Genomic DNA, 18,476 nt, shown 5'->3' with positions numbered 1-18,476 from the left:
TCTGGGTCTACTCGTTACTCGTCGTTCTCGAGTTCGAAGGCGACGGTCACCTCGGCCTGGTACTCCCGGTCGTCGACGGAGGCGATTTCGACGCCGAGTTCGTCGACCTCGACCCAGTGGACGTTGTCGAGTGTGTCGTTCGCCCGGTCGATGGCGTCGTCGACGGCGGCGTCGAAGCTCTCCGAACTGCGGCCGATGAGCGTGATCTTCTTGTAGACCATGGTGACACGTTCGGGTCAGGGGGACAAAAAATCACACGCCGCAGCCGAAAGCTCTCCCTACGTGGAGCTGAGTTCCGCGCCGGAGAACGTCGGGCTCTCGGTCGGCCCCGACGAGGCGAGTTCGACCCGAAGCCGGAACGTGTCCGTGTCGGTCGAGAGCCCCTCGACCGCGTACGACCCCGTCGACCCGTCGACCGTGATGGCGTTGCTCGTCTCGTCGACGGAGCCGTCGCCATCGGTGTCGCTCTGGACGTACACCGTCACGGAGGTCCCGGACGGGACCGACGCGCCGACGCTCGACAGTTCCATCGCGCTCACGTCCATCGCGCTGGACTCGTTCCGCCAGTCCGTCACGAGGTACCCGCTCGTCGACGCGTCGTGGAGGGTCTGCACCTCCGACTCGGAGAGCGCACGGTCGTAGATGCGCACTTCGTCTATCTGGCCGTCCCAGAAGCGGTCTACCCCGCCCGAGTCACCCGTGCTCGCGCCGAGGTACGTCGGGTCGTCCGACGCCGGAATCGACCCGCTCTGGGCGAAACAGTCGGGCGTCCCGGCGTCGACGTAGACACACACCTGCGAGCCGTCGTACGTCATCACGCCGTGAGTCCACGTTCCCGTCGAGATGCTCGGCCCGTAGTGGGTCTGGGTGCTCCCGTCGGTCCGGAGTCGGACGCGCAACTCGTTGCCGTCCTCGCTCATCATCCAGATGTGGTCCCCCGCGGACTCCCCGTGGGCCTTCGAGACGATTCGCGGGTCGTGGTCGCTGAACGACTCGGCGTTGAACCACGCCGAAATCGTGAGGCGGTCGGTGTCGTCGCCGGCGTCGACGTCGCCGAGGTCGACGTACTCGTCGTTGGGGCGCGCGAAGTCGTACGCGGTGCGACCGAAGACGCCGTCGTCCCCGCCGTTCGCGCCGACGAGCGTCCCGTCGTGAGGGCCGGCGACGTCCGTCACGGTCGAGCCCGTCGTTCCCGAGTCCTCGTCGAGCGGCCAGTAGCTCACGAGCGAGTCGCCGCTCTCGTCGTCCGACTGGTAGCCGAGTTCGATGGCGCCGCCGCCGGGCCAGTCCGTGTCGGTCTGTGACTCATGCACCACGCCGCGCTCGTCCGAGCGGGCGTCCCAGTCGGCCGCCGTGGTCCACGCCAGCCCGCCGCTGCCGCCACCGCCGCCGCCGCCACCGACGTACAGGTCGAACGTCGCGCGCTGTCGGTCGGTCGTGCCGCCGTCGAACTCCATCGTGACGGTCTCCGCCGTCGTGGCGTCGGGCGCGGTGTAGGTGACCGCGGCGCGTCCGTCGACGTCCGTCGTCACGGTGGTGGCGCTGAGCCGGCTGGCGGGGACGCCGGTCACGTTCACCGTCACACCCGGAACGGGGTTGTTGTACCGGTCGCGGACCTCCGCGACGAGCTTCCGACGCCCGTCGGTCGCGACGCCGGTTGCGCTCCCCCGCACGTCGACGATGTAGTGCGCCGCCGCGTCGGACGTGTCGACGTCGCTGCCGACACCCAGCTTCGCCATCCGGAGCTGGTACTGGGCGTTGCGCTCGAACGTGAGCGTCAGGCGGTTCGGGTCCGGCGTGGCGTTGTACGAGAAGCCGGCGATGTACGCGTCGTTGTCACCCGAGCCGGTGTCGGAGGTGATGTCGACGTTGTCGAAGTGCCAGCGGTCCTCGCTCGACGACCCCTCCTGTCGGAAGCGGAAGCGGAAGTCCTCGTGCATCGCGTCGGGGTCCGTGATGGTGAAGCTCCGCGTTCCCTCGGTTCCGGGGTCACGCTCGGATTCGCCGAGTCGACGCGGTCGACCTCGACCCACGAGCCGCTCACGTCCCGGTACTCGACGATGAGGTCCTCGTTCTGACTCGACTCGGGCGGTCGGTCGGCGTCCATCTGCCACCAGAACGAGACGTCGATGGAGACCGACCCGCTCGTGTTCATCGTCGGCGAGGTGACCGTCCCGTGCGAGTCGAGGTAGCCCGACTCGGGACCCGGAGCCGTCGTGCCGTCGTGGCTGCCGTCGACGCCCGCCTCGGCGGCGTTTTCGGTCCACGCGCCGAACGACCCGCCCTCGAAGTCGGTGTCGAGTTCCTGCGCCAGCGCGCCCAGGTCCAGTTCGTCTTCGAGCAGCGCGCGCCAGTCGTCCTCCGGGAGGTTGGTCGGAATCGTCAGCGTGACCGGGTCGCCGCCGTCGGTCACCGAGACGGACCGGGTGGAGCCGCTCACGACGTCGAGGTCGACCGACGTCGCCTTCGTCTGCGCCGCCTGGTACGAGCCGTTGACCACGACCACCGTCACCTGCGTCCCGTCGACGAGCACCTGACCGGTCTGTGCGACGGCGTTGTCCTCGCCGTAGCTGTCGTACAGCACGGAGTGTTCGTACCGCGTCGTCGGGGGGTTCTGCAGTTCCGTGTAGCTCGGCTCGTAGACCACGTCGCTCGTGACGAACGAGCGGTTCGTCCCGTTCCAGTAGTCGCCGGTCTCGCCCGCGGCGGTCGCTCCGCCGACGACGACCGGACCGAGCGACGTCGTCCGGAGGCGTCCGCTCGCCGGCGGCGGGCTGACGAACATCGTCCGCTGTGGGTACGCCGTCCCCAGCGTCACCTCCGTCGACCGGTCCGTGTCCGTGAGCGCCGAACTGAGAACGGCGTTCCGAAGCCGCTTCAGTTCGTTCTCGACGTCGGTCTGGTGTTCGAACTCGACCGCCCGGTTCTCCTGTGGGACGACGAACGACTGGTGAAACGACATCGAGACGATTATCATCCCGAAGAGGAGAATCGCCCCCACCTGGACGGTCGCCCCCCGCGTATCCGCACTGAACATACAATCGAGTGTACCGAGGTGTACGTGCGCATATATACGTTAGTCTTACATTCTCTACAACGATAACGAATCGCACGCGGACCGTCGACGGAGACGCGGGACCGAGACGACTACTCGGACGTCCGGGCGTCGAAACGCCGGGCGAGCGCGCCGACGACGTCGCCGAGGTACGCGGTGCCCCAGACGGCGACGAGGACGCCGCCGATCGTGTTGAACACGAGGTCCAAGAGGGTGTCCCCGAGGCCGTACTGGGTGAGGACGGCGTCCCCGCCGACGAGGGAAGCGAGGCCGCCGACGGCGAACTCGATGACCTCCCAGAGGACGCCGAAGGCGACGACGAAAAGCAGGATGAAGACGAAGGTGAACTTCGGGGGGAGGTACACCTGTTCGGTGTGGAGGTCGATGGCGCGGACGGTGGCGTAGCCGGCCGCCGCGACGACCGACGCCGAGAGCGCGTGGGTGAGGTGGTCCCACCACCAGAGCGTCTGGTAGAAGCTGAGTTGCGACCCCGGGAGGCCGACGGTGCCGAGCGCGTGGAGGAACACCGCCGTGGTGATCCACAGCGTCAGGCCGGCGTCCATCGGGATGTGGTAGTCGCGTTCGAGCGTCGCCGGCAGGTACGTCACCCCGAGCGCGATGGCGCTGTTGGCGATGATACCGACGTTCCCGCGGTCGAGGCCGATGAACACCAGGCCGACGAGGACGACCTGCATCGCCCGCGAGAGGCGGCGCTGGGTCGTCACGCCGATGCGAAGTCGGTCGCGGAGTCTCATCCCTCGACCACCTCTTCGAGGGGGGCACGGACGCGCTCTCGCCGGCGGAAGTAGTACTCGAAGAGGACCCCCGCGAACAGTCCGGCGACCGTCGCGGCGACGAAGTCCCACATGAGTTCACGCTCGATGACCGCCTCCGGCCGCCCATCGAGGAGCAGCGACGTCCCGAGGAAGAGGTCGGCCGTCCACTGCGTGACGGCCCAGACGCCCGCGGCGGCCGTCGTCGTGACGACGACGAACAGCAGCGCGAACGCCTCGTTCATTCGGACGGGAGTGAACACGTCGAGTTCGACGGCGATGACGAGCGCCACGGCGGCGACGGCCAGGTACGTCGTCACCCGACCGGTGAGCGTGAACTCGCCGACGCGCTGGCCGACGATGAACGTCCGCCCCACGACTGGAAGCGACGCCAGGAGCAGGACCTCCCACGGCAGCATCGCGGCCGGGTTCCCGTAGCGCACGGCGGGTATCACCGCGAGCACGACGAGCACGGCGGTAAAGCCGGCCCAGACGACGTGCCCCTGGAGGGCGTTGACGGCGACGGCGGCGACGAGCAGGACGACGAGCGCCCACGCGAGCGCCGCGTTCAGCCGCGCGCTCTCGACGACCGGCCGCAGTCCACTGGGTCGCGACATACGTACGACAGGGGAGGAGTGGGACAAACCCCTTTCGACGACGGACGGTCGGCGACGCTCGAACGCGACTGCGGACGAGTCACACGACGAGGTAGGCCACCGCGTACGCCCCCCACGCGACGGTCACGGCCGCCAGCGCCGTGACGAACGCCGTGGTTCGGCTGGGAACGGACACCCGGCGTCGACGCGACTTCCGGAGGTGCAGGTGTGGAATGACGCCGATGGCGCCGACCGAGACGACGCTGAGGACGAACGGGTACGAGAGGTCGAGCGTCGGCGGCGGGATCAAGAAGACGCTCACGGCGTAGCCGACGGCGACGGCGACCCGCGGGGCGATCAGGTCGCGGACGCTCAGTTCGGAGCCGTCGACGAGGACGGAGAGGGCGAACCAGATAGTGAGCAGTTCCAGCGCGCCCGCCGCGAGGAGGTGAAGCGTCGGGTCGCCCGCGAGGGTGACGCGCTCCGAGACGAGTACGACGTCGAACGGGTAGAGGAACGCCGGCGGCGTTCCGGTGAACACGTCGCCGAAGGGGTGTGAGAGGAGGCCGAACGCGGCGGCGACCGCGACAGGACGGACGCCGAGGTCTGTCCGGCGCGCCGTCGCCCACGCCACGCCCACGGCGCTGGCGACGAACAGGGCGGTGACGGCCCCGCCGAGCGCGCCGGTGTCGAGTCCGACGCCGACGACGAGCGCGGTTCCGAGGCCGAGACTTCCGACGAGCGCACCCGTGCCGCGGGACGAGTGTCTCCTCCGGGTCCCGACGAACCACAGGAGGGCGACACAGCCGACGAGGAACGCGACGACGAGCGAGTGGGTCACGCCGCGGTGGACCACCGTGGAGGTCGACCAGAACGCGGAGGCCATCGCGAGCGCGTCGAGTCGCGCGCCGACGAGACCGACCGGTGCGTAGAGCATGTCGACGTCGGGAATCGCCGCGAACGCGGCCGCGACGAGGCCGACGAGGAGCGCCTGGCGGCGCTCGACCCGTCGGGCGGCGAGTCCGGCGACGACCGCGAACGCGAGGGCGGCGTGGCCGACGAACATACCTACTGTTCGCGTCTCCGACGCATAAATCGAGTGTGAGAACGAGTCTCGCGGCGGCGAGCGTTACGCCGACGCCGGCGCCGCCTCGGTCCCGTGGACGACGTCGTACTCCTCGGAGTCGTGGTCGACGCCGATGACCGCCCACTCACACTCCGGCGCCGCGCGCCGGAGGCAGTCGACGAGTTCCCCTGTTCGGTCCGTCCAGGTGACGAAGCACTGGAATCGATAGTCGGCCTCGCGGACGGACCCGCCGTCGGCGACGGCGTGCTCCGCGTCCCCGCCGAGTGCGGTTACGCGGACGGTCCGCCACTTGCGTTCGGCCAGCAGTTCCGGGCCATTCCCCGACACCTCGTACCCGAGACGTCGGAAGATGGCCCGTGCCTCCTCTACAGGCGGCATGGTAACAGGGGCCATGTGGGAATCGATACCACTCACGCCATGATAAATCTTGTCACCCGTCTCACAGGCTGAGAGAGGCCGCTGTCGGTCCGGCAGCGACCGCACGCCGTCGTGTGGGTGAAGCGAGACACGGTGACAGCGGCGCTGCCGGACCTCCGGCCCCGGTCACTCGTGGGCCGCGTCCCACTCCTCGGGTTTGCGGACGTTCCGGCAGTCGTTACACTCGATGCGCCCCATCGTGTCCATCGCGGTGTCGAGCGAGTCGCAGTTGCCACAGCGGTACCCCAGCGCGTCTCGCGGTCCGGCGTGACGTAGACGACGTAGAAGGGTCCCTTCGACCCCCGCTCGGGTTCGTCTTCGGCGACGTACACCGTGTCACCGGTCTTCGTCTGGGCGGCTTCGAGTTGCATACCCATCCACACGGTTCCGGTGGTTTATATCCTGTCGACGCTCAGGCGCGGTCGGTCAGCCGTCGTCGCTCAGCCGTCGTCGGTCACCGGGACGTCGACGAGCGCGGGGCCGTCGTGACCGAGCGCCCGTTCGAGGGTCGCGTCGAGTTCGGCCGGGTCGTCGACGCGCAGGCCCAGCGCGCCGTAGCTCTCGGCGCTCGCGACCAGGTCGGCCGGGGGGTCGAAGTCGACCCCCTCGTACTCGTAGTCGTCCGGTTCGCCCCCCATGAGCAGCGCCGTGTTCTCCTTCAGGATACGGTAGTTGCGGTTGTCGGGCACCACGACCGTGAGGTCGAGACCGTACCGCACCGCGGTGTAGATGGCCTGCGGGTAGTAGAGGTACGAGCCGTCGCCGACGTACGCGACCACCGAGCGGTCGCGGCCGGCCTCGCGTTCTGCGAGGGCGACGCCGGCCGCCGCGCCGACCCCGAAGCCGAGGCTGCCGCCCTTCTCGCCGACGAGTTGCGTCGGCTCGAACGGGAAGGTCGAGTGGAGGGCGGGGCTCGCCGTGATGCCCTCGTCGACGACGACTGCCTCGGGTGCGACGCGGGCGAGCGCCCGTGCGAGTCCGTGTTTCGTCGAGCGGCCGTCGGCGACGTCCGGGGGCTCGTTCCCCTCGGCCCCCCACGCGCGGACGGCGTCGAGTCGCCGGGCGCGTTCGTCCTCGTCGACCGCCTCTCGCACGCTGTCGGCGAGTTCCGAGAGCACCTGCGCGGGGTCGCCGAGCACCGCCACGTCGGCGGGCGCGTGCTTGCCGAGTTCCCAGCCGTCGTTCGTCACGTGGACGCAGGTGGCGTCGTCGGGGACCAGCGGCTCGGTCGGTCGGGAGACGGTCGTGTTCGTCGAACAGCCGACGAAGACGAGCGTGTCGGTGTCCATCGCCGTCGCCGTGTAGCCCGCCCGCGTCGACAGCGGGCCGCGCCACTGCTCGTGTTCGGATGGGAAGTTCACCTCGCCGGCGAGGATTTCGCCGTGAACGCGCGCGCCGGCGGCCTCCGCGAACTCGACTGCGGAGTCGACGCCGCCGCTCCGGGCCACCTCGTCGCCGAGGACGACCACCGGCTCTCTCGCCTCGGCGACGACCCGCGCCGCGTCGTCGATGGCCGCGCTGTCACCCCGCCCGGCGGTCGGAATCGGGCCCAGCCGCTGTGGTCCCTGGTCCGTTTCGGCCTGCTGGACGTCGACCGGCAGCGCGAGGAAGACGGGACCCGTCGGCGGCGTCAGCGCGGTCCGGACCGCCCGGCGAACCATCGTCGGCAGCGCCGCGACGTCCTTGACCTCCGCGGCCCACTTCGTGTACTGCTCGGCGAGCGACACCAGGTCGCCGGAGAGGATGGGCTCTTCCTGCTGGAAGTCGCGGTGGTGGTTGCCGGCGGTCACGAGCAGTGGCGCGCCCGAGAAGTCCGCGTTCAGGAGGTTACCGAGGCCGTGGCCGAGCCCCCCGGCGAGGTGGAGGTTCACGACGCCCAGCGGGAGCACTCCCGACTCTCTGTGGCTGTCGTAGCGGCGGGACGTCGCGTAGCCGCTCGCCGCGGCGACGGCCACGTCCTCGTGGAGGCCGAGGACGTACTCGACGTCGCTGTCGCCGATGGCCTGCATCAGCGGGAGTTCCGTCGTCCCCGGGTTACCGAACAGGCGGGTGACGCCGTACGATTCGAGGGCTTCGACGAAGAGGTCCGCACCCGTGGTCATGTCTGAGCGTCACGGGTGGCCGTGAAATAGGTTGGTCTTCGGGGCGAGAGCGAGCGGAGGTGAGAGGCCTACGTCCGGAACGACTCGCCGCAGCCGCACTCGCTGACGACGTTGGGGTTCTCGACGTGGAAGCCCGCCGCCTGGAGGCCGGCCTCGTAGTCGAGGGTGGAGCCGCCGATGTACTTCTGTGAGGCCGGGTCGACGAAGATTCGGAGGCCGTGGTGCTCGGTGACGGCGTCGTCCGGTTCCGGTTCGTCGTCGAACCGCATCCCGTACGAGAGCCCGGCGCAGCCGCCCTGCTGGACGAACAGTCGAAGGCCCGCGACGTCCGTGTCGAGGCCCTCGCCCTCCAGGAGCGACAGCGCCTCGGAGGCCGCGACCTCCGTCACTCTGACGGGAGCTTCCTCCCCGTTAGCCGCTTCTGCGCTCATACCCTTACTCACTCATCCAGCGAGTTAACGTTGACGCAGGGACCTGTGGTGGCCGGTGTCGTCCCGGTGTCAGGCGTCCGGACGGCCATCGACGGGGGCGACCCCGCCCTCGTTTCGCGTCAGCAGGTACAGCACGAACGACGAGAGCCAGTGCGCCCCGGCGTAGTCGTCGGTGAACGCCCGCTCCAGGCCCTCCACGGCGTGCCGTTCGGCGCTCCGCTCGAACGCCGTCGCGTACCGGTGGTCGCCGAGCGCCGAGCCCACACCCGCCAGACACCACGCCTTCGAGAGGTTCAGGCCGACCAGGTGGAGTTCGCTCCCGTCCGCGGATTCGGGGTCCACCTCGACCGGGTCGAGGGCCCCGTCGTACGGCGGTTCCGTCAGTTCGGGCAGGAACTCGTCGACCCAGGCCACGAACGCCTCACGGTCGAGCACGCGGCGCATCAGGTCCGCCTCCGCGAGCGCCGGCGAGAGGAAGTCGAACCCCATCGGCTCGTACTCGACGGGGTAGTTCCGGTCACCCTCGAAGAACGCCCGTGACCGCTCCCGGGCGGCGACGGCGAGGCCGTCCGCCCCTGTGACCGCCGCGTAGTCGAGAACGCACTGGAGCGCGAACGCGGAGTTGTGGTGCGTGCCGACGCGAATCGGCCGTTGCCGGGAGAGAAACCCGTCCCGCACGAGGTCAACGACCGACTGTTCGAGCGGTCGGAGGACGGCGCGCCACTCGTCCGCACGCTCGTCGTCCCAGAGGTGGAGTTCGGCGGCGAGTCGCAGGAGCCACGCCCAGCCGTACGGTCGCTCGAACGACGGATGGTCGTCGAGGTACTCGACTTCCCGCTCGACGTTCGCCGCGGTGAACCGCCCCGAGATGCTCCGGGTGACGGCGGCTTCGTCGGGGTGGTCCTCGAACAGTCGCAACTGACGGATCAGACACCAGTGGCTGTGGACGGCGGAGTGCCAGTCGAAACAGCCGTAGAAGACCGGGTGCTGTCGCTTCGGAGAGGGTGCCTCGCCCGAACCGCCGACGGCCCCGACGTAGTGGGGGTACTCGGTCTCCAGGCAGTCCAGCGGATGCCGCGAGAGCGCCGCTGCGTGGTCCGAGTCCATCCAGTCGCGTCGGCCCGAGAGGAGGGTCTCACGGTCGACTTCGTCGAACGGCACCATGCTCGCGGTGGACTCTCCGCTCGCGCTTTTAGTTACCGGCTTCGTCGTCCAGACGCGTCCGGACGCTCTCGGCGTGCGCCTCAAGCCCCTCGGCCTCCGCGAGCGTCGTGATGGTCTCCGAGAGCGCTCCGAGCGCCTCCTTCGACAAGCGCTGAACCGTCGACGACCGGAGGAACGTGTCGACCGAGAGCCCCCCGTGGAGGCGTGCGCCGCCTCCCGTGGGCAGGACGTGGTTGGTGCCCGAGGCGTAGTCGCCGGCCGCGACAGGCGTGTACGGGCCGAGGAAGACGCTGCCGGCGTTCGATATCCTGTCGAGGAGGGCCTCGTCGTCCGCTGCCTGAATCGAGAGGTGTTCGGCGGCGTACTCTTCGGCGAAGAGCACGGCCTCGGGCATCGACCGCGCGAGGAACACGCCGGACGCGTCGTTCTCGACGGCCTCCCGTGCGACCTCGCTGCGCTCGCGTGCGGGCAGGTGTTCACGCACCGCCCCGACGACCGCCTCCGCGACCCGCTCGGAGTCGGTGACGCAGACGACGGAGGCGTTCGGGTCGTGTTCGGCCTGGGCGAGCAGGTCCGCGGCGACGTACTCCGCTCGCGCCGAGTCGTCGGCGAGGACGAGAATCTCGGACGGGCCGGCGAGGAAGTCGATTTCCACCTCGCCCCGGACCTCGGCCTTCGCCGCCGTCACCCACCGGTTTCCGGGGCCGACGACCTTCTGGACGCGGTTCACCGTGTCGGTCCCGTACGCGAGGGCGGCGACGGCCTGCGCACCGCCGATGGCGTACACCCGGTCGGCGCCGGCCTCGTGGATGGCTGCGAGCGTGACCGGGTTCATCTCGTCGGCGGGCGGCGTGGCGACGGCGACGTGTTCGACGCCGGCGACGACGGCCGGAACGACGCCCATGATGGCGCTCGACGGATAGGCCGCCGCACCGCCGGGGACGTAGACGCCGACGCGCTCGATGGGGCGGAAGCGTCGCCCGAGTTCGCGGCCCGCTTCTTCCACACGCCAGTCCTCGGGCACCTGACGCTCGTGGAACGACCGGACGTTGTCGATGGCGGTCCGAATCGCTTCGAGGACTCGGTCGTCCACCTCCTCCACGGCACGCTCGGCCTGATCCGTCACGTCGATGTTGCCGACTTCGACGCCGTCGAACTCGCGGGAGAAGTCGCGGACGGCGACGTCGCCCTCGTCGCTGACGCGCGTCACGATGTCGCGGACGTCGCTCCGGATTTCGGCGACGCCGGCGTCGCGCGCGAACAGCGCCTCCCGCTCGGCCGGGCGGAGGTCGCCGACGGCGCGGACGTCGAGGTCGGGATCGAGAGTCATATCGGCGATACAGTCGGCGGGAGAAAAGACGTTCCGACTCGTCGGTCGTCGACGCCGTCGACGGGCACCTCCCGAAGCGTCGAGACGGCCGTCGACAGCGGCCTCCGGGCGGCGCTCCTCGACGACGGCTGCGTGCTGTGCGAGGCGACGGTCGAGACTGGCGACTTCACCAGCCCGGACGACTTCGAGGAGTGAGCCGACTGTCCGTCAGGGCGTGTCAGACGACTCCGCCGACTCCGTCCGGTCCGCGGCGTCGGCCGCGTCGGAGACGAACCCGTCGAACGGGGTCGAGCGGTCCCCGCGGATGAGTTCCTCCTCGCCGATGGTCAAGCCGAGTTCGACGAGTCGGCGGGCCGAATCCGTCAACTCCTCGGCGTCCGCGGCGACGACGGTGACCAGGACGTTCTCGGTCCCGGTGGCTATCTCGCGGACGTCGACCACCCCGGCGACGGTGAGCGCCTCGTCCGCGAGTCGCTCGCGCTCGGGGATCGGCGCGGTGCAGATGAGCACCATGTAGAGCGGGTAGCCGGCCCGCTCGTAGTCGACCGTGGCGTGGTAGCCGGTGATGATTCCCTCCGATTCGAGCCGCTGGATGCGCTTTCGGACGGTCGACGCGGAGACGTCCATTCGCTCTGCGATCTCGCCCGAAGAGGTGTGACGTGCGTCGCGCTGGAGCGCGCCGAGGATCGCTCGGTCCAGATCGTCGAGTCCCTCGAGAGTCATATCCGTCCTACCACGGGCCTGCCGCATGAACGTTACCGTTGCGGTGGTCGGGTCTCCGAGCGAGCACGTGAGGGTCGTGCGAGTTCCCACCCCACCCTGCGGATACGGTCCTGTGACCTGTCGGCGGGTGGACGGTATCGACGACGACCGACGCGGTGTTCGCCATCGGGCACGAGGTTCGCCGCGGCGGGGCGTCCGCGTGCGACGGATCGGCGCTCGTCGAGGTACTGACCGACGCCACCTCGGTGTAAGCCGATTCACGGCACCGTGGGACCCTTCAGCGGGTCGACCCGGCCGGTCGCCCGCTCGCCGAGTTTCGTGACCGACTGCTGGAGGCGGTCGCCGACGTCGAGGGCGCGCTTGGTCACGATGGCCGTCGCCGAGGCGCGCTCGGCAACGGTCTCTGGGATGGTCCCGGACGTGAACGTCTGGAACACGCCCTCCCGGGTCGCGCCGGTCCGCGCGGCGATGGCGCCGGCTGTCGAGAGGCGAGCGGACGAACGAGACGCCGAGACCGACGCGTCGAAACCGAAACGGCGCGCGACGGCGACCGAGACCGCCGCGACGGCGACCGAGACCGCCGCGACGGCGACCGAGACCGCCGCGACGCGGTCGCACCGACGAAATCAAAAGTACCATCACAGCCGGCCACACAGAAACCTCTACTCAGGTGGCTTCCGTGACAGAAAAACGCGAGTACACAGGCGACTATCCGGACAAGACGCTGTACATCCCCGGACCGACCGAAGTGCGAGAAGACGTCATCGAGGCGATGGCCCAGCCGATGTTCGGGCACCGGATGGACCGGATGACGGACCTCTACACGACCATCGTCGAGGACACGAAGACGTTCCTCGGCACCGACAACGACGTCATCGTGCTCACGGCGTCGGGGACGGAGTTCTGGGAGGCGGCGACGCTGAACCTCGTCGACGACGACGTCCTCGTCGCGACGTGCGGCAGTTTCTCCGAACGGTTCGCCAACGTCGCCGAGCGCCTCGGTAAGGACGTCGACCGACTGGAGTACGAGTGGGGGGAGGCGGTCAAGCCCGAGGACGTCCGTGAGGCGCTCGAAGCGAGCGACGAGGGCTACGACGTGGTGGGCTGTGTGATGAACGAGAGTTCGACGGGCGTGAGAAACCCCATCGAGGAGATCGGCGACGTCGTCAGCGAGTACCCCGACACGTACTTCGTCGTCGACGCGGTTTCGTCGCTCGGCGGCGACTACGTCGACATCGACGCACACGGCATCGACGTGCTCTTCGCCTCGTCGCAGAAGGCGTTCGCGATGCCGCCGGGTCTTGCCATCTGTGTCGTGAGCGACGAGGCGTACCAGCGGGAACTCGACAAGGAGTCGGCGTCGTGGTACGGCGGTTTCCAGCGGTGTCTCGACTACTACGACCGGAAGGGTCAGACCCACTCGACGCCGGCGATTCCGATCATGCTCGCCTATCGACAACAGATGAAACACATGCTCGATGAGGGCCACGAGGGGCGGAGCGAACGGCACCGCGAGATGGCCGAGTACACCCGCGAGTGGGCGGACGACCACTTCGACATGTTCCCCGAGGAGGGGTACGAGTCACAGACGGTCGCCTGCATCGAGAACACCCAGGGCATCGACGTGGCCGCGACCATCGAGGAGGTGTCGGAGACGTACGACATGGTCTTCTCGAACGGCTACGGGTCGGCTCTGGGAGAGAAGACGTTCCGCATCGGCCACATGGGCGAACACGACGTCGAGTCGGTCGAGCGACTGACCGACGCCATCGAGGACGTCGCCGGACTGTGAACACGACCGGTCGGTGAACGCCCGGGCACTTCACCTCACGTCGCCTCCGACTATCTCACCTCGCGTCGTCTCCGACCGCCGAACGGACGAGCGGTGGCTCCCGTCCGACACTGTCAACCGAGCGGAGCGTCGGGACATGGAGACGCGGTATGGCAGACGGCCAACCGACGGTCGACGGGTCACGGACCCACTTACCTCGACGAACGTGACGCACGTTCTCGCCGGTTACTATGTCAGAGGTTCGATATAAGTTATCCCCACGCTGGCGGAACGGGAGAACGTGATGTGTGAAGACGCAGAACGCGAGAGACAGTCGAGTCGAGAGGCTCGGTCGGAACCAGTCGGCACCGACAACTCTTTCGAGCGGGTCCGGCCCGCGCGACGTCCAGTCGCCCGCTGGGGAGGTGGCCGGTGAACCGCTCCGACGCGACCCGTTCGGCGGGCCCACGAACCGTGGCGGTTCTCCTGTCGGTCGTCCTCGTGTCCTCGGTACTGACCGGCGTCGTGGCCGCCGCGACGCCCGAAGAACAGGTCATCGGCCGGCCCGACCTCGACGTCTCGGCGCCGGACAACCGACTCGCACCGAGCGAACGCGGCAGCCTGACGGTCGTGCTCTCGAACGGCGGCGAGGTCCGCCAGGGCGGCCCGGCAGCGCTGACCGAACGGGTGACCACCGCGCGGAACGTCCGAGTGTCCGTGCTCGAATCGCGCGTCGACGCGCCCATCGAGTTCAAGAGCGGCGACGTGGTGCTCGGCTCGGTCGGGACCGACCGTCCGGCGACGGCGACGTTCGAGGTCGAGACGGGCGAGGCGTTGCAGCCGGGGACCTACCGGATCCCGATTCGGCTCTCGTACGACTATACGCGACTCGTCACGTACGAACCGACGCAGTCCCCGCCGGGGTACGGGAACCCCGACTTTTCGGACTCGTTCCGCGAGCGCGTTGTGTCCGTCGACGTCGTCGTCGATAGCGAGCCGCGCTTTCGCGTGGAATCGGACGGGGCAGAGAACCTCTTCGCCGGCGACACCGGGTCGGTGACGATGACGGTCACCAACGCGGGGTGGCAGACGGCGCGGGACGCCACGGTCGAACTCTCCTCGAAGTCGCCGTCGGTGTACTTCGGTCCGCAGTCGAACCCACAGCCGTCGGCGACGACGTTCGTCGCCGAACTCGCGCCCGGCGCCTCGACCACGGCGACGTTCGAGGTCGGCGCCACCTCCGAGACGACACCGGGAACGTACCCCATCGAGGCGCGCGTGACGTACGAGAACGACAACGGCGTCCGCACGGTGTCGGACCCGCTCTCGACCGAGGTTACCGTCGGTGCCGAGCGACGGTTCTCGGTAGAGAACCTGCAGACCGAACGGCTCCGCGTCGGCGAGGACGACGTCGTCGTCACGGGCGACGTCGTCAACCACGGCCCCGCGCCGGCGACGAACGCCGTCGTCAGACTGGCCGTCGGGAGCAGTGGCTCCGTGCTCGGCGACTCGCCGGGGGGCGCCGGTGGACAGGCTAGGGGGGCGGGCGCACCAGCGTCGAGCGGCGGCCCCGGACCCGTCGTCGTGACGAGTGCCGAGTCGAGCGTCGGCACCCTCGCGCCCGGTGAGTCGCGGCCGGTGACGTTCAGATTGGCCGTCTCCGAGGACGCCGAACCCGGGTCGCAGACGCTGCGCTTCCTCGTGGAGTACGAGAACGCCGACGGCGACCTCCGCCGGTCGACGACTCCCGTCCGACGCAGCGTCGAGGTCGGCCCGGAGCGAGACGCGTTCGCAGTCGTCGGCGTCGAGACGTCCGTCAGAGCCGGCGGCTCGGCGACGCTGCGGGTGACCGTCGAGAACACCGGCGACAGCCCCGTGACCGACGCGAACGCGAAACTGTTCGTGAACGACCCGCTCAGCGCACCGGACAACGGCGCGTTCGTCGGTCGGCTCGAACCCGGTGAGCGGACGACGCTGACGTTCGGGGTCGCCGCCGCCGACAGTGCTCGGGCGAAGGCGTACGCCGGGAGCGTCGAGATCAGATACGAGGACCAAGACGGCGATACGGCGCTCGCGGACGACCTCCGAATCGGCGTTCCGGTGTCGCCGTCGTCCGGCGGACTGCCGCTGACGTACGTCGGTTTCGGACTCGGTGTTGCGGTCCTCGCCGGCGGCGTCTACATCTGGCGCAGGGACTGACGATGAGCCGACTCGAACCGCCGTTCCGCGCCGTCGGCCGGCAGATTCAGGCGCGGCCGGTCGCGACGCTACTGTTCGCCGTGTTGCTCGTCGGCGCCGCCGTCGTCGGGGCGACGGGGCTACAGACCGTCTCGGGGACGGCGGCGTTCACGCCCGCGGACCGGACGTACGCCGCGTACCAGGACGACTTCCAGCGCGGGTCTCTCGTGGTGTTGATACGCGGCGACGTCACCGACCCGGCGACGATGCGCGCCATCGACCGGTTCGACCGCCGGATGTCCGACGTCAGAGAGGTCACGGACGTCGTGACGCCCGCAGACGAGGTCCGCGCCCGGTACGGGTACGTTCCGGGCTCGAGCGCACGCATCGAAGCGGCGGTCGGCACGCCGGAGTCGACGATCATCACCATCGTCCCGACGACCGACACGAGCCAGGCGGAGGAGACGGTCATCTACGACGCCGCGGTCGAGGCCGTCGCGTGGGCGTCGTTCCCGGCCGGCGTCGACCCGGTCGTCACCGGGTCACCGGCGTTCACGGCCCAACTCACGCGCGTCATCCAGGAGTCGACGCGGACGCTCCTCGGACTGGCGGTCGGGCTGATGGTCGTCGCGTTGCTCGTCCTCTTCCGGGGCGTCCCCCTCCGACTGCTCCCCATCGTCGCCGTCTTCGTCGGCATCGTCTACACGCTGGGGGCGATGGGCTACCTCGGGGTTCCGAACTCCACGCTGACGTCAGCGGTGTTCCCCATCCTCGTCGGTCTCGGTATCGACTACTCCGTCCAGTTCCACCAGCGCTACACGGAGGAACTCGAATCCGCGCCCCCACGCGAGGCGCTCCCGAGGGCGCTCGCCGGTATCGGCCCGGCGGTGACGGTTGCGATGCTCGCGGCGGCGCTCGGCTTCGCCGCCACCTGGCTCACGACCAGCGAGAGTCCGGCGTTCGTCTGGTTCGCCCAAGCGTCCATCGTCGGCGTCCTGCTGACGTTCGCGACAGCGATCCTCGTCCTGCTGCCGCTTCTCACCCTGTACGCCCGGCGGCAGGGGTCGAGCGGTTCGACGAAGGAGTCGACCGCGAACGACCGGCCGCCGCGGGCGGACGCACGTCCCGAGACGGACGACGGACTCATCGCGAGCCTGCTCGGCCCCCTCGCGGTCACCACCGCCAGCAACCCGGCGGCCGTCCTCCTCGTTGCAGGCCTCCTGATGACCGGCGGCCTCTACGCGAGCGAGGACCTCGACGTCCTCGCCGACAGCGAGGAGTTCTCCCCGCCGGACCTGCCCGCGCGGCTCGACCTCGACGCCTTCCGCGCCGAGACCGGCGGCGGTAGCGACGTCCGGTTCAGCGTCTACGTGAGCGGGAGCGACCTCACCCACCCGACGACGCTGCGCTGGATGGAAGAGTTCGATGCGGCCGCCACCGGAATCGACGAGGTTCGGGACGTCCAGACGCCCGCGGAGGCAGTCCGTCGGGCGAACGGGGGCGAACTCCCGCGCACCGAGGCCGGCGTCGAACGCGTGCTCGACCGAGTGCCGGACGAACAGCGGGTACAGTTCTACAACGACGGCGCGGCGAGAATCGTCGTCGTCTCCGAGCGCGACCTCTCGACCGAGCGGCTGCTCGCCTTCGGGGAGAACGTTCAGGAGGCCGTCGCCCTGAGCCGGCCACCACCCGGTGTCGAAGCCGAACTCACCGGCGACGCTGTCCTCTCCCAGCGGCTGACCTACGGGCAGGTGACCAGCCGCGACCGTATCACGGGGCTCGGGCTCGCGTTCGTCTTCGGCCTGCTCCTCGTCTACTACCGGCATCCGGTGAAGGCGACCGCGCCGCTGGTCCCGATGCTGTTCGTCGTCGGCTGGCAGGGACTGTTCATGGCGGGCTTCGACGTCCCCGTCTCACCGCTCGGAGCGTCGCTCGGGGCGCTCACGGTCGGCATCGGCGCGGAGTACACCGTCGTCGTGATGGAGCGGTACTACGAGGAGCGCGAGCGCGGCGCCTCGCCCGTCGAGGCGGCCGACGTCGCCTCGCGACGCGTCGGGTCGGCCATCACCGTCTCCGGACTCACCACCGTGTTCGGCTTCTCCGCGCTCGTGCTCTCGCCGTTCCCGATCCTCAGCGACTTCGGCTACCTGACGGTCGGGGTCATCCTGCTGACGCTCGTCGCGTCGGTGCTCACGCTCCCGCCGACGCTCGTCGTCCTCGACGAGGCGTGGGGTGCGGTCCACGGGCGCTGGGGACGTGACGACCGTGTGAACGCTTCCGCCGGCGGCGACTGACGTCACCACCGCTCGGCGGTCACACATCCGTTCGGTGTGGCCCGATGGTTCCGTTCCGTTCCGTCGGGCCGTGAGATTCGAGCGAGGCCCGCGAAGCGCAGACAAGATATAACCCCGTTCCATCCCTTGTCCCATCGAGGATGAGCAGGGACCGAGAGTTCGTCTTCGACCCAGCGATTCACGGCGACTCCGTCGTCGCGGAGGTCATCGAACTCATCAGTCGCAAGTGGACGCGGGTCATCATCGAGCACCTGCTGTTCCACGACTCGATGCGGTACAGCGAACTGAGCGAGGAAATCGACGGCATCTCCGACAAGATGCTCTCGGAATCGCTGCAGAACCTGGAGGCGTGTCACCTCGTCGACCGCCGCGTCGTCGACGACAGGCCCGTCAGGGTCGAGTACTCCCTGACCGAACCCGGGAGGGAACTGAAGCACGTCATGGACGCCGTCGCCGACTGGACCGAACGGTACGCCGAAGCGGTCGAGACGGCTGAAGACGCCGGGAAGGACCGCTAGCCGAGTGGTCACCGCCGAGCGAGGCGGACAGTCGGTG

Annotated in this window: 18 protein-coding genes and 1 pseudogene; 5 read left to right on the top strand and 14 right to left on the bottom strand. The window is 69.3% G+C overall.

Features of this window, described 5'->3' with window-relative positions; all coding sequences use genetic code 11:
* Positions 1-14: 14 nt before the first annotated feature.
* The 12 genes and pseudogenes from C2R22_RS11980 to hisD form a co-directional block, all read right to left on the bottom strand.
* A complete protein-coding gene (locus tag C2R22_RS11980; protein WP_103425960.1) occupies positions 15-221 on the bottom strand; it encodes a dodecin in 207 nt (68 codons plus the stop codon).
* Between the two features lie 57 nt (positions 222-278).
* Positions 279-1,739, bottom strand: coding sequence for a LamG-like jellyroll fold domain-containing protein (locus tag C2R22_RS11975; protein WP_245903019.1), 1,461 nt, complete (start codon positions 1,737-1,739; stop codon positions 279-281).
* Between the two features lie 38 nt (positions 1,740-1,777).
* Complete coding sequence (locus C2R22_RS26330; protein ID WP_245902748.1) at positions 1,778-3,037, bottom strand: hypothetical protein; 1,260 nt, start codon at positions 3,035-3,037, stop codon at positions 1,778-1,780.
* Between the two features lie 110 nt (positions 3,038-3,147).
* The gene (locus C2R22_RS11970; RefSeq protein WP_103425958.1) at positions 3,148-3,810 is read right to left on the bottom strand and encodes a hypothetical protein; all 663 of its coding nucleotides are present in this window, start codon (positions 3,808-3,810) and stop codon (positions 3,148-3,150) included.
* A complete protein-coding gene (locus C2R22_RS11965; RefSeq protein WP_103425957.1) occupies positions 3,807-4,445 on the bottom strand; it encodes a hypothetical protein in 639 nt (212 codons plus the stop codon). The genes C2R22_RS11970 and C2R22_RS11965 overlap by 4 nt, the downstream gene beginning before the upstream one ends.
* A gap of 79 nt (positions 4,446-4,524) precedes the next feature.
* Positions 4,525-5,490 carry a metal-dependent hydrolase gene (locus C2R22_RS11960; RefSeq protein ID WP_103425956.1) on the bottom strand — a complete coding sequence of 322 codons (966 nt, stop codon included), beginning with the start codon at positions 5,488-5,490 and terminating at the stop codon, positions 4,525-4,527.
* Positions 5,491-5,553: 63 nt separating this feature from the next.
* Positions 5,554-5,904: a DUF7116 family protein gene (locus C2R22_RS11955; RefSeq protein ID WP_173862798.1), complete on the bottom strand. Its 351-nt coding sequence runs from the start codon at positions 5,902-5,904 to the stop codon at positions 5,554-5,556.
* 150 nt (positions 5,905-6,054) lie between these two features.
* Positions 6,055-6,305, bottom strand: a pseudogene (locus tag C2R22_RS26325) (DUF5816 domain-containing protein).
* Positions 6,306-6,368: 63 nt separating this feature from the next.
* Positions 6,369-8,030, bottom strand: a complete 1,662-nt coding sequence (locus C2R22_RS11945; protein WP_103425955.1) for a thiamine pyrophosphate-binding protein — start codon at positions 8,028-8,030, stop codon at positions 6,369-6,371.
* A gap of 68 nt (positions 8,031-8,098) precedes the next feature.
* The gene (locus C2R22_RS11940; protein ID WP_103425954.1) at positions 8,099-8,461 is read right to left on the bottom strand and encodes a HesB/IscA family protein; all 363 of its coding nucleotides are present in this window, start codon (positions 8,459-8,461) and stop codon (positions 8,099-8,101) included.
* Positions 8,462-8,530: 69 nt separating this feature from the next.
* Positions 8,531-9,625, bottom strand: coding sequence for a DUF2891 domain-containing protein (locus C2R22_RS11935; protein ID WP_103425953.1), 1,095 nt, complete (start codon positions 9,623-9,625; stop codon positions 8,531-8,533).
* Positions 9,626-9,653: 28 nt separating this feature from the next.
* Positions 9,654-10,955: a histidinol dehydrogenase gene (gene hisD, locus C2R22_RS11930; protein ID WP_103425952.1), complete on the bottom strand. Its 1,302-nt coding sequence runs from the start codon at positions 10,953-10,955 to the stop codon at positions 9,654-9,656.
* Between hisD and C2R22_RS27670 the strand changes: the two genes are divergently transcribed.
* Positions 10,944-11,150 carry a DUF7560 family zinc ribbon protein gene (locus tag C2R22_RS27670; RefSeq protein WP_449329044.1) on the top strand — a complete coding sequence of 69 codons (207 nt, stop codon included), beginning with the start codon at positions 10,944-10,946 and terminating at the stop codon, positions 11,148-11,150. The genes hisD and C2R22_RS27670 overlap by 12 nt on opposite strands.
* 12 nt (positions 11,151-11,162) lie before the next feature.
* Here the strand turns inward: C2R22_RS27670 and C2R22_RS11925 are convergent, their stop codons facing one another.
* Together C2R22_RS11925 and C2R22_RS11920 are read right to left on the bottom strand one after the other, a co-directional pair.
* On the bottom strand, positions 11,163-11,678 hold the full coding sequence (locus tag C2R22_RS11925) for an Lrp/AsnC family transcriptional regulator (protein ID WP_103425951.1): 516 nt from the start codon (positions 11,676-11,678) through the stop codon (positions 11,163-11,165).
* Positions 11,679-11,935: 257 nt separating this feature from the next.
* A complete protein-coding gene (locus tag C2R22_RS11920) occupies positions 11,936-12,115 on the bottom strand; it encodes a hypothetical protein (protein ID WP_103425950.1) in 180 nt (59 codons plus the stop codon).
* A 242-nt stretch (positions 12,116-12,357) separates the two neighbouring features.
* Between C2R22_RS11920 and C2R22_RS11915 the strand changes: the two genes are divergently transcribed.
* From C2R22_RS11915 to C2R22_RS11900, 4 genes are all read left to right on the top strand, one after another.
* A complete protein-coding gene (locus C2R22_RS11915; RefSeq protein ID WP_103425949.1) occupies positions 12,358-13,470 on the top strand; it encodes a pyridoxal-phosphate-dependent aminotransferase family protein in 1,113 nt (370 codons plus the stop codon).
* A gap of 411 nt (positions 13,471-13,881) precedes the next feature.
* A complete protein-coding gene (locus tag C2R22_RS11910; RefSeq protein ID WP_162562469.1) occupies positions 13,882-15,648 on the top strand; it encodes a COG1361 S-layer family protein in 1,767 nt (588 codons plus the stop codon).
* Between the two features lie 2 nt (positions 15,649-15,650).
* On the top strand, positions 15,651-17,921 hold the full coding sequence (locus C2R22_RS11905; protein ID WP_103425947.1) for an efflux RND transporter permease subunit: 2,271 nt from the start codon (positions 15,651-15,653) through the stop codon (positions 17,919-17,921).
* Between the two features lie 140 nt (positions 17,922-18,061).
* Positions 18,062-18,439 carry a winged helix-turn-helix transcriptional regulator gene (locus C2R22_RS11900; RefSeq protein WP_103425946.1) on the top strand — a complete coding sequence of 126 codons (378 nt, stop codon included), beginning with the start codon at positions 18,062-18,064 and terminating at the stop codon, positions 18,437-18,439.
* The last annotated feature ends 37 nt before the right edge of the window (positions 18,440-18,476 follow it).

It is taken from the genome of Salinigranum rubrum (assembly GCF_002906575.1).
Taxonomy (GTDB): domain Archaea; phylum Halobacteriota; class Halobacteria; order Halobacteriales; family Haloferacaceae; genus Salinigranum; species Salinigranum rubrum.
This window is presented reverse-complemented; position numbering and strand designations above follow the sequence as displayed.

Excerpts from the sequence above, each read along its gene's own strand:
- C2R22_RS11935 (WP_103425953.1), bottom strand. The coding sequence starts at position 9,625 with ATGGTGCCGTTCGACGAAGTCGACCGTGAGACCCTCCTCTCGGGCCGA.
- hisD (WP_103425952.1), bottom strand. The coding sequence starts at position 10,955 with ATGACTCTCGATCCCGACCTCGACGTCCGCGCCGTCGGCGACCTCCGC.
- C2R22_RS11965 (WP_103425957.1), bottom strand. The coding sequence starts at position 4,445 with ATGTCGCGACCCAGTGGACTGCGGCCGGTCGTCGAGAGCGCGCGGCTG.
- C2R22_RS11945 (WP_103425955.1), bottom strand. The coding sequence starts at position 8,030 with ATGACCACGGGTGCGGACCTCTTCGTCGAAGCCCTCGAATCGTACGGC.
- C2R22_RS11975 (WP_245903019.1), bottom strand. The coding sequence starts at position 1,739 with ATGGCGAAGCTGGGTGTCGGCAGCGACGTCGACACGTCCGACGCGGCG.
- C2R22_RS11905 (WP_103425947.1), top strand. The coding sequence starts at position 15,651 with ATGAGCCGACTCGAACCGCCGTTCCGCGCCGTCGGCCGGCAGATTCAG.
- C2R22_RS11925 (WP_103425951.1), bottom strand. The coding sequence starts at position 11,678 with ATGACTCTCGAGGGACTCGACGATCTGGACCGAGCGATCCTCGGCGCG.
- C2R22_RS11980 (WP_103425960.1), bottom strand. The coding sequence starts at position 221 with ATGGTCTACAAGAAGATCACGCTCATCGGCCGCAGTTCGGAGAGCTTC.
- C2R22_RS11970 (WP_103425958.1), bottom strand. The coding sequence starts at position 3,810 with ATGAGACTCCGCGACCGACTTCGCATCGGCGTGACGACCCAGCGCCGC.
- C2R22_RS11940 (WP_103425954.1), bottom strand. The coding sequence starts at position 8,461 with ATGAGCGCAGAAGCGGCTAACGGGGAGGAAGCTCCCGTCAGAGTGACG.
- C2R22_RS26330 (WP_245902748.1), bottom strand. The coding sequence starts at position 3,037 with ATGTTCAGTGCGGATACGCGGGGGGCGACCGTCCAGGTGGGGGCGATT.
- C2R22_RS11955 (WP_173862798.1), bottom strand. The coding sequence starts at position 5,904 with ATGGCCCCTGTTACCATGCCGCCTGTAGAGGAGGCACGGGCCATCTTC.
- C2R22_RS11900 (WP_103425946.1), top strand. The coding sequence starts at position 18,062 with ATGAGCAGGGACCGAGAGTTCGTCTTCGACCCAGCGATTCACGGCGAC.
- C2R22_RS11960 (WP_103425956.1), bottom strand. The coding sequence starts at position 5,490 with ATGTTCGTCGGCCACGCCGCCCTCGCGTTCGCGGTCGTCGCCGGACTC.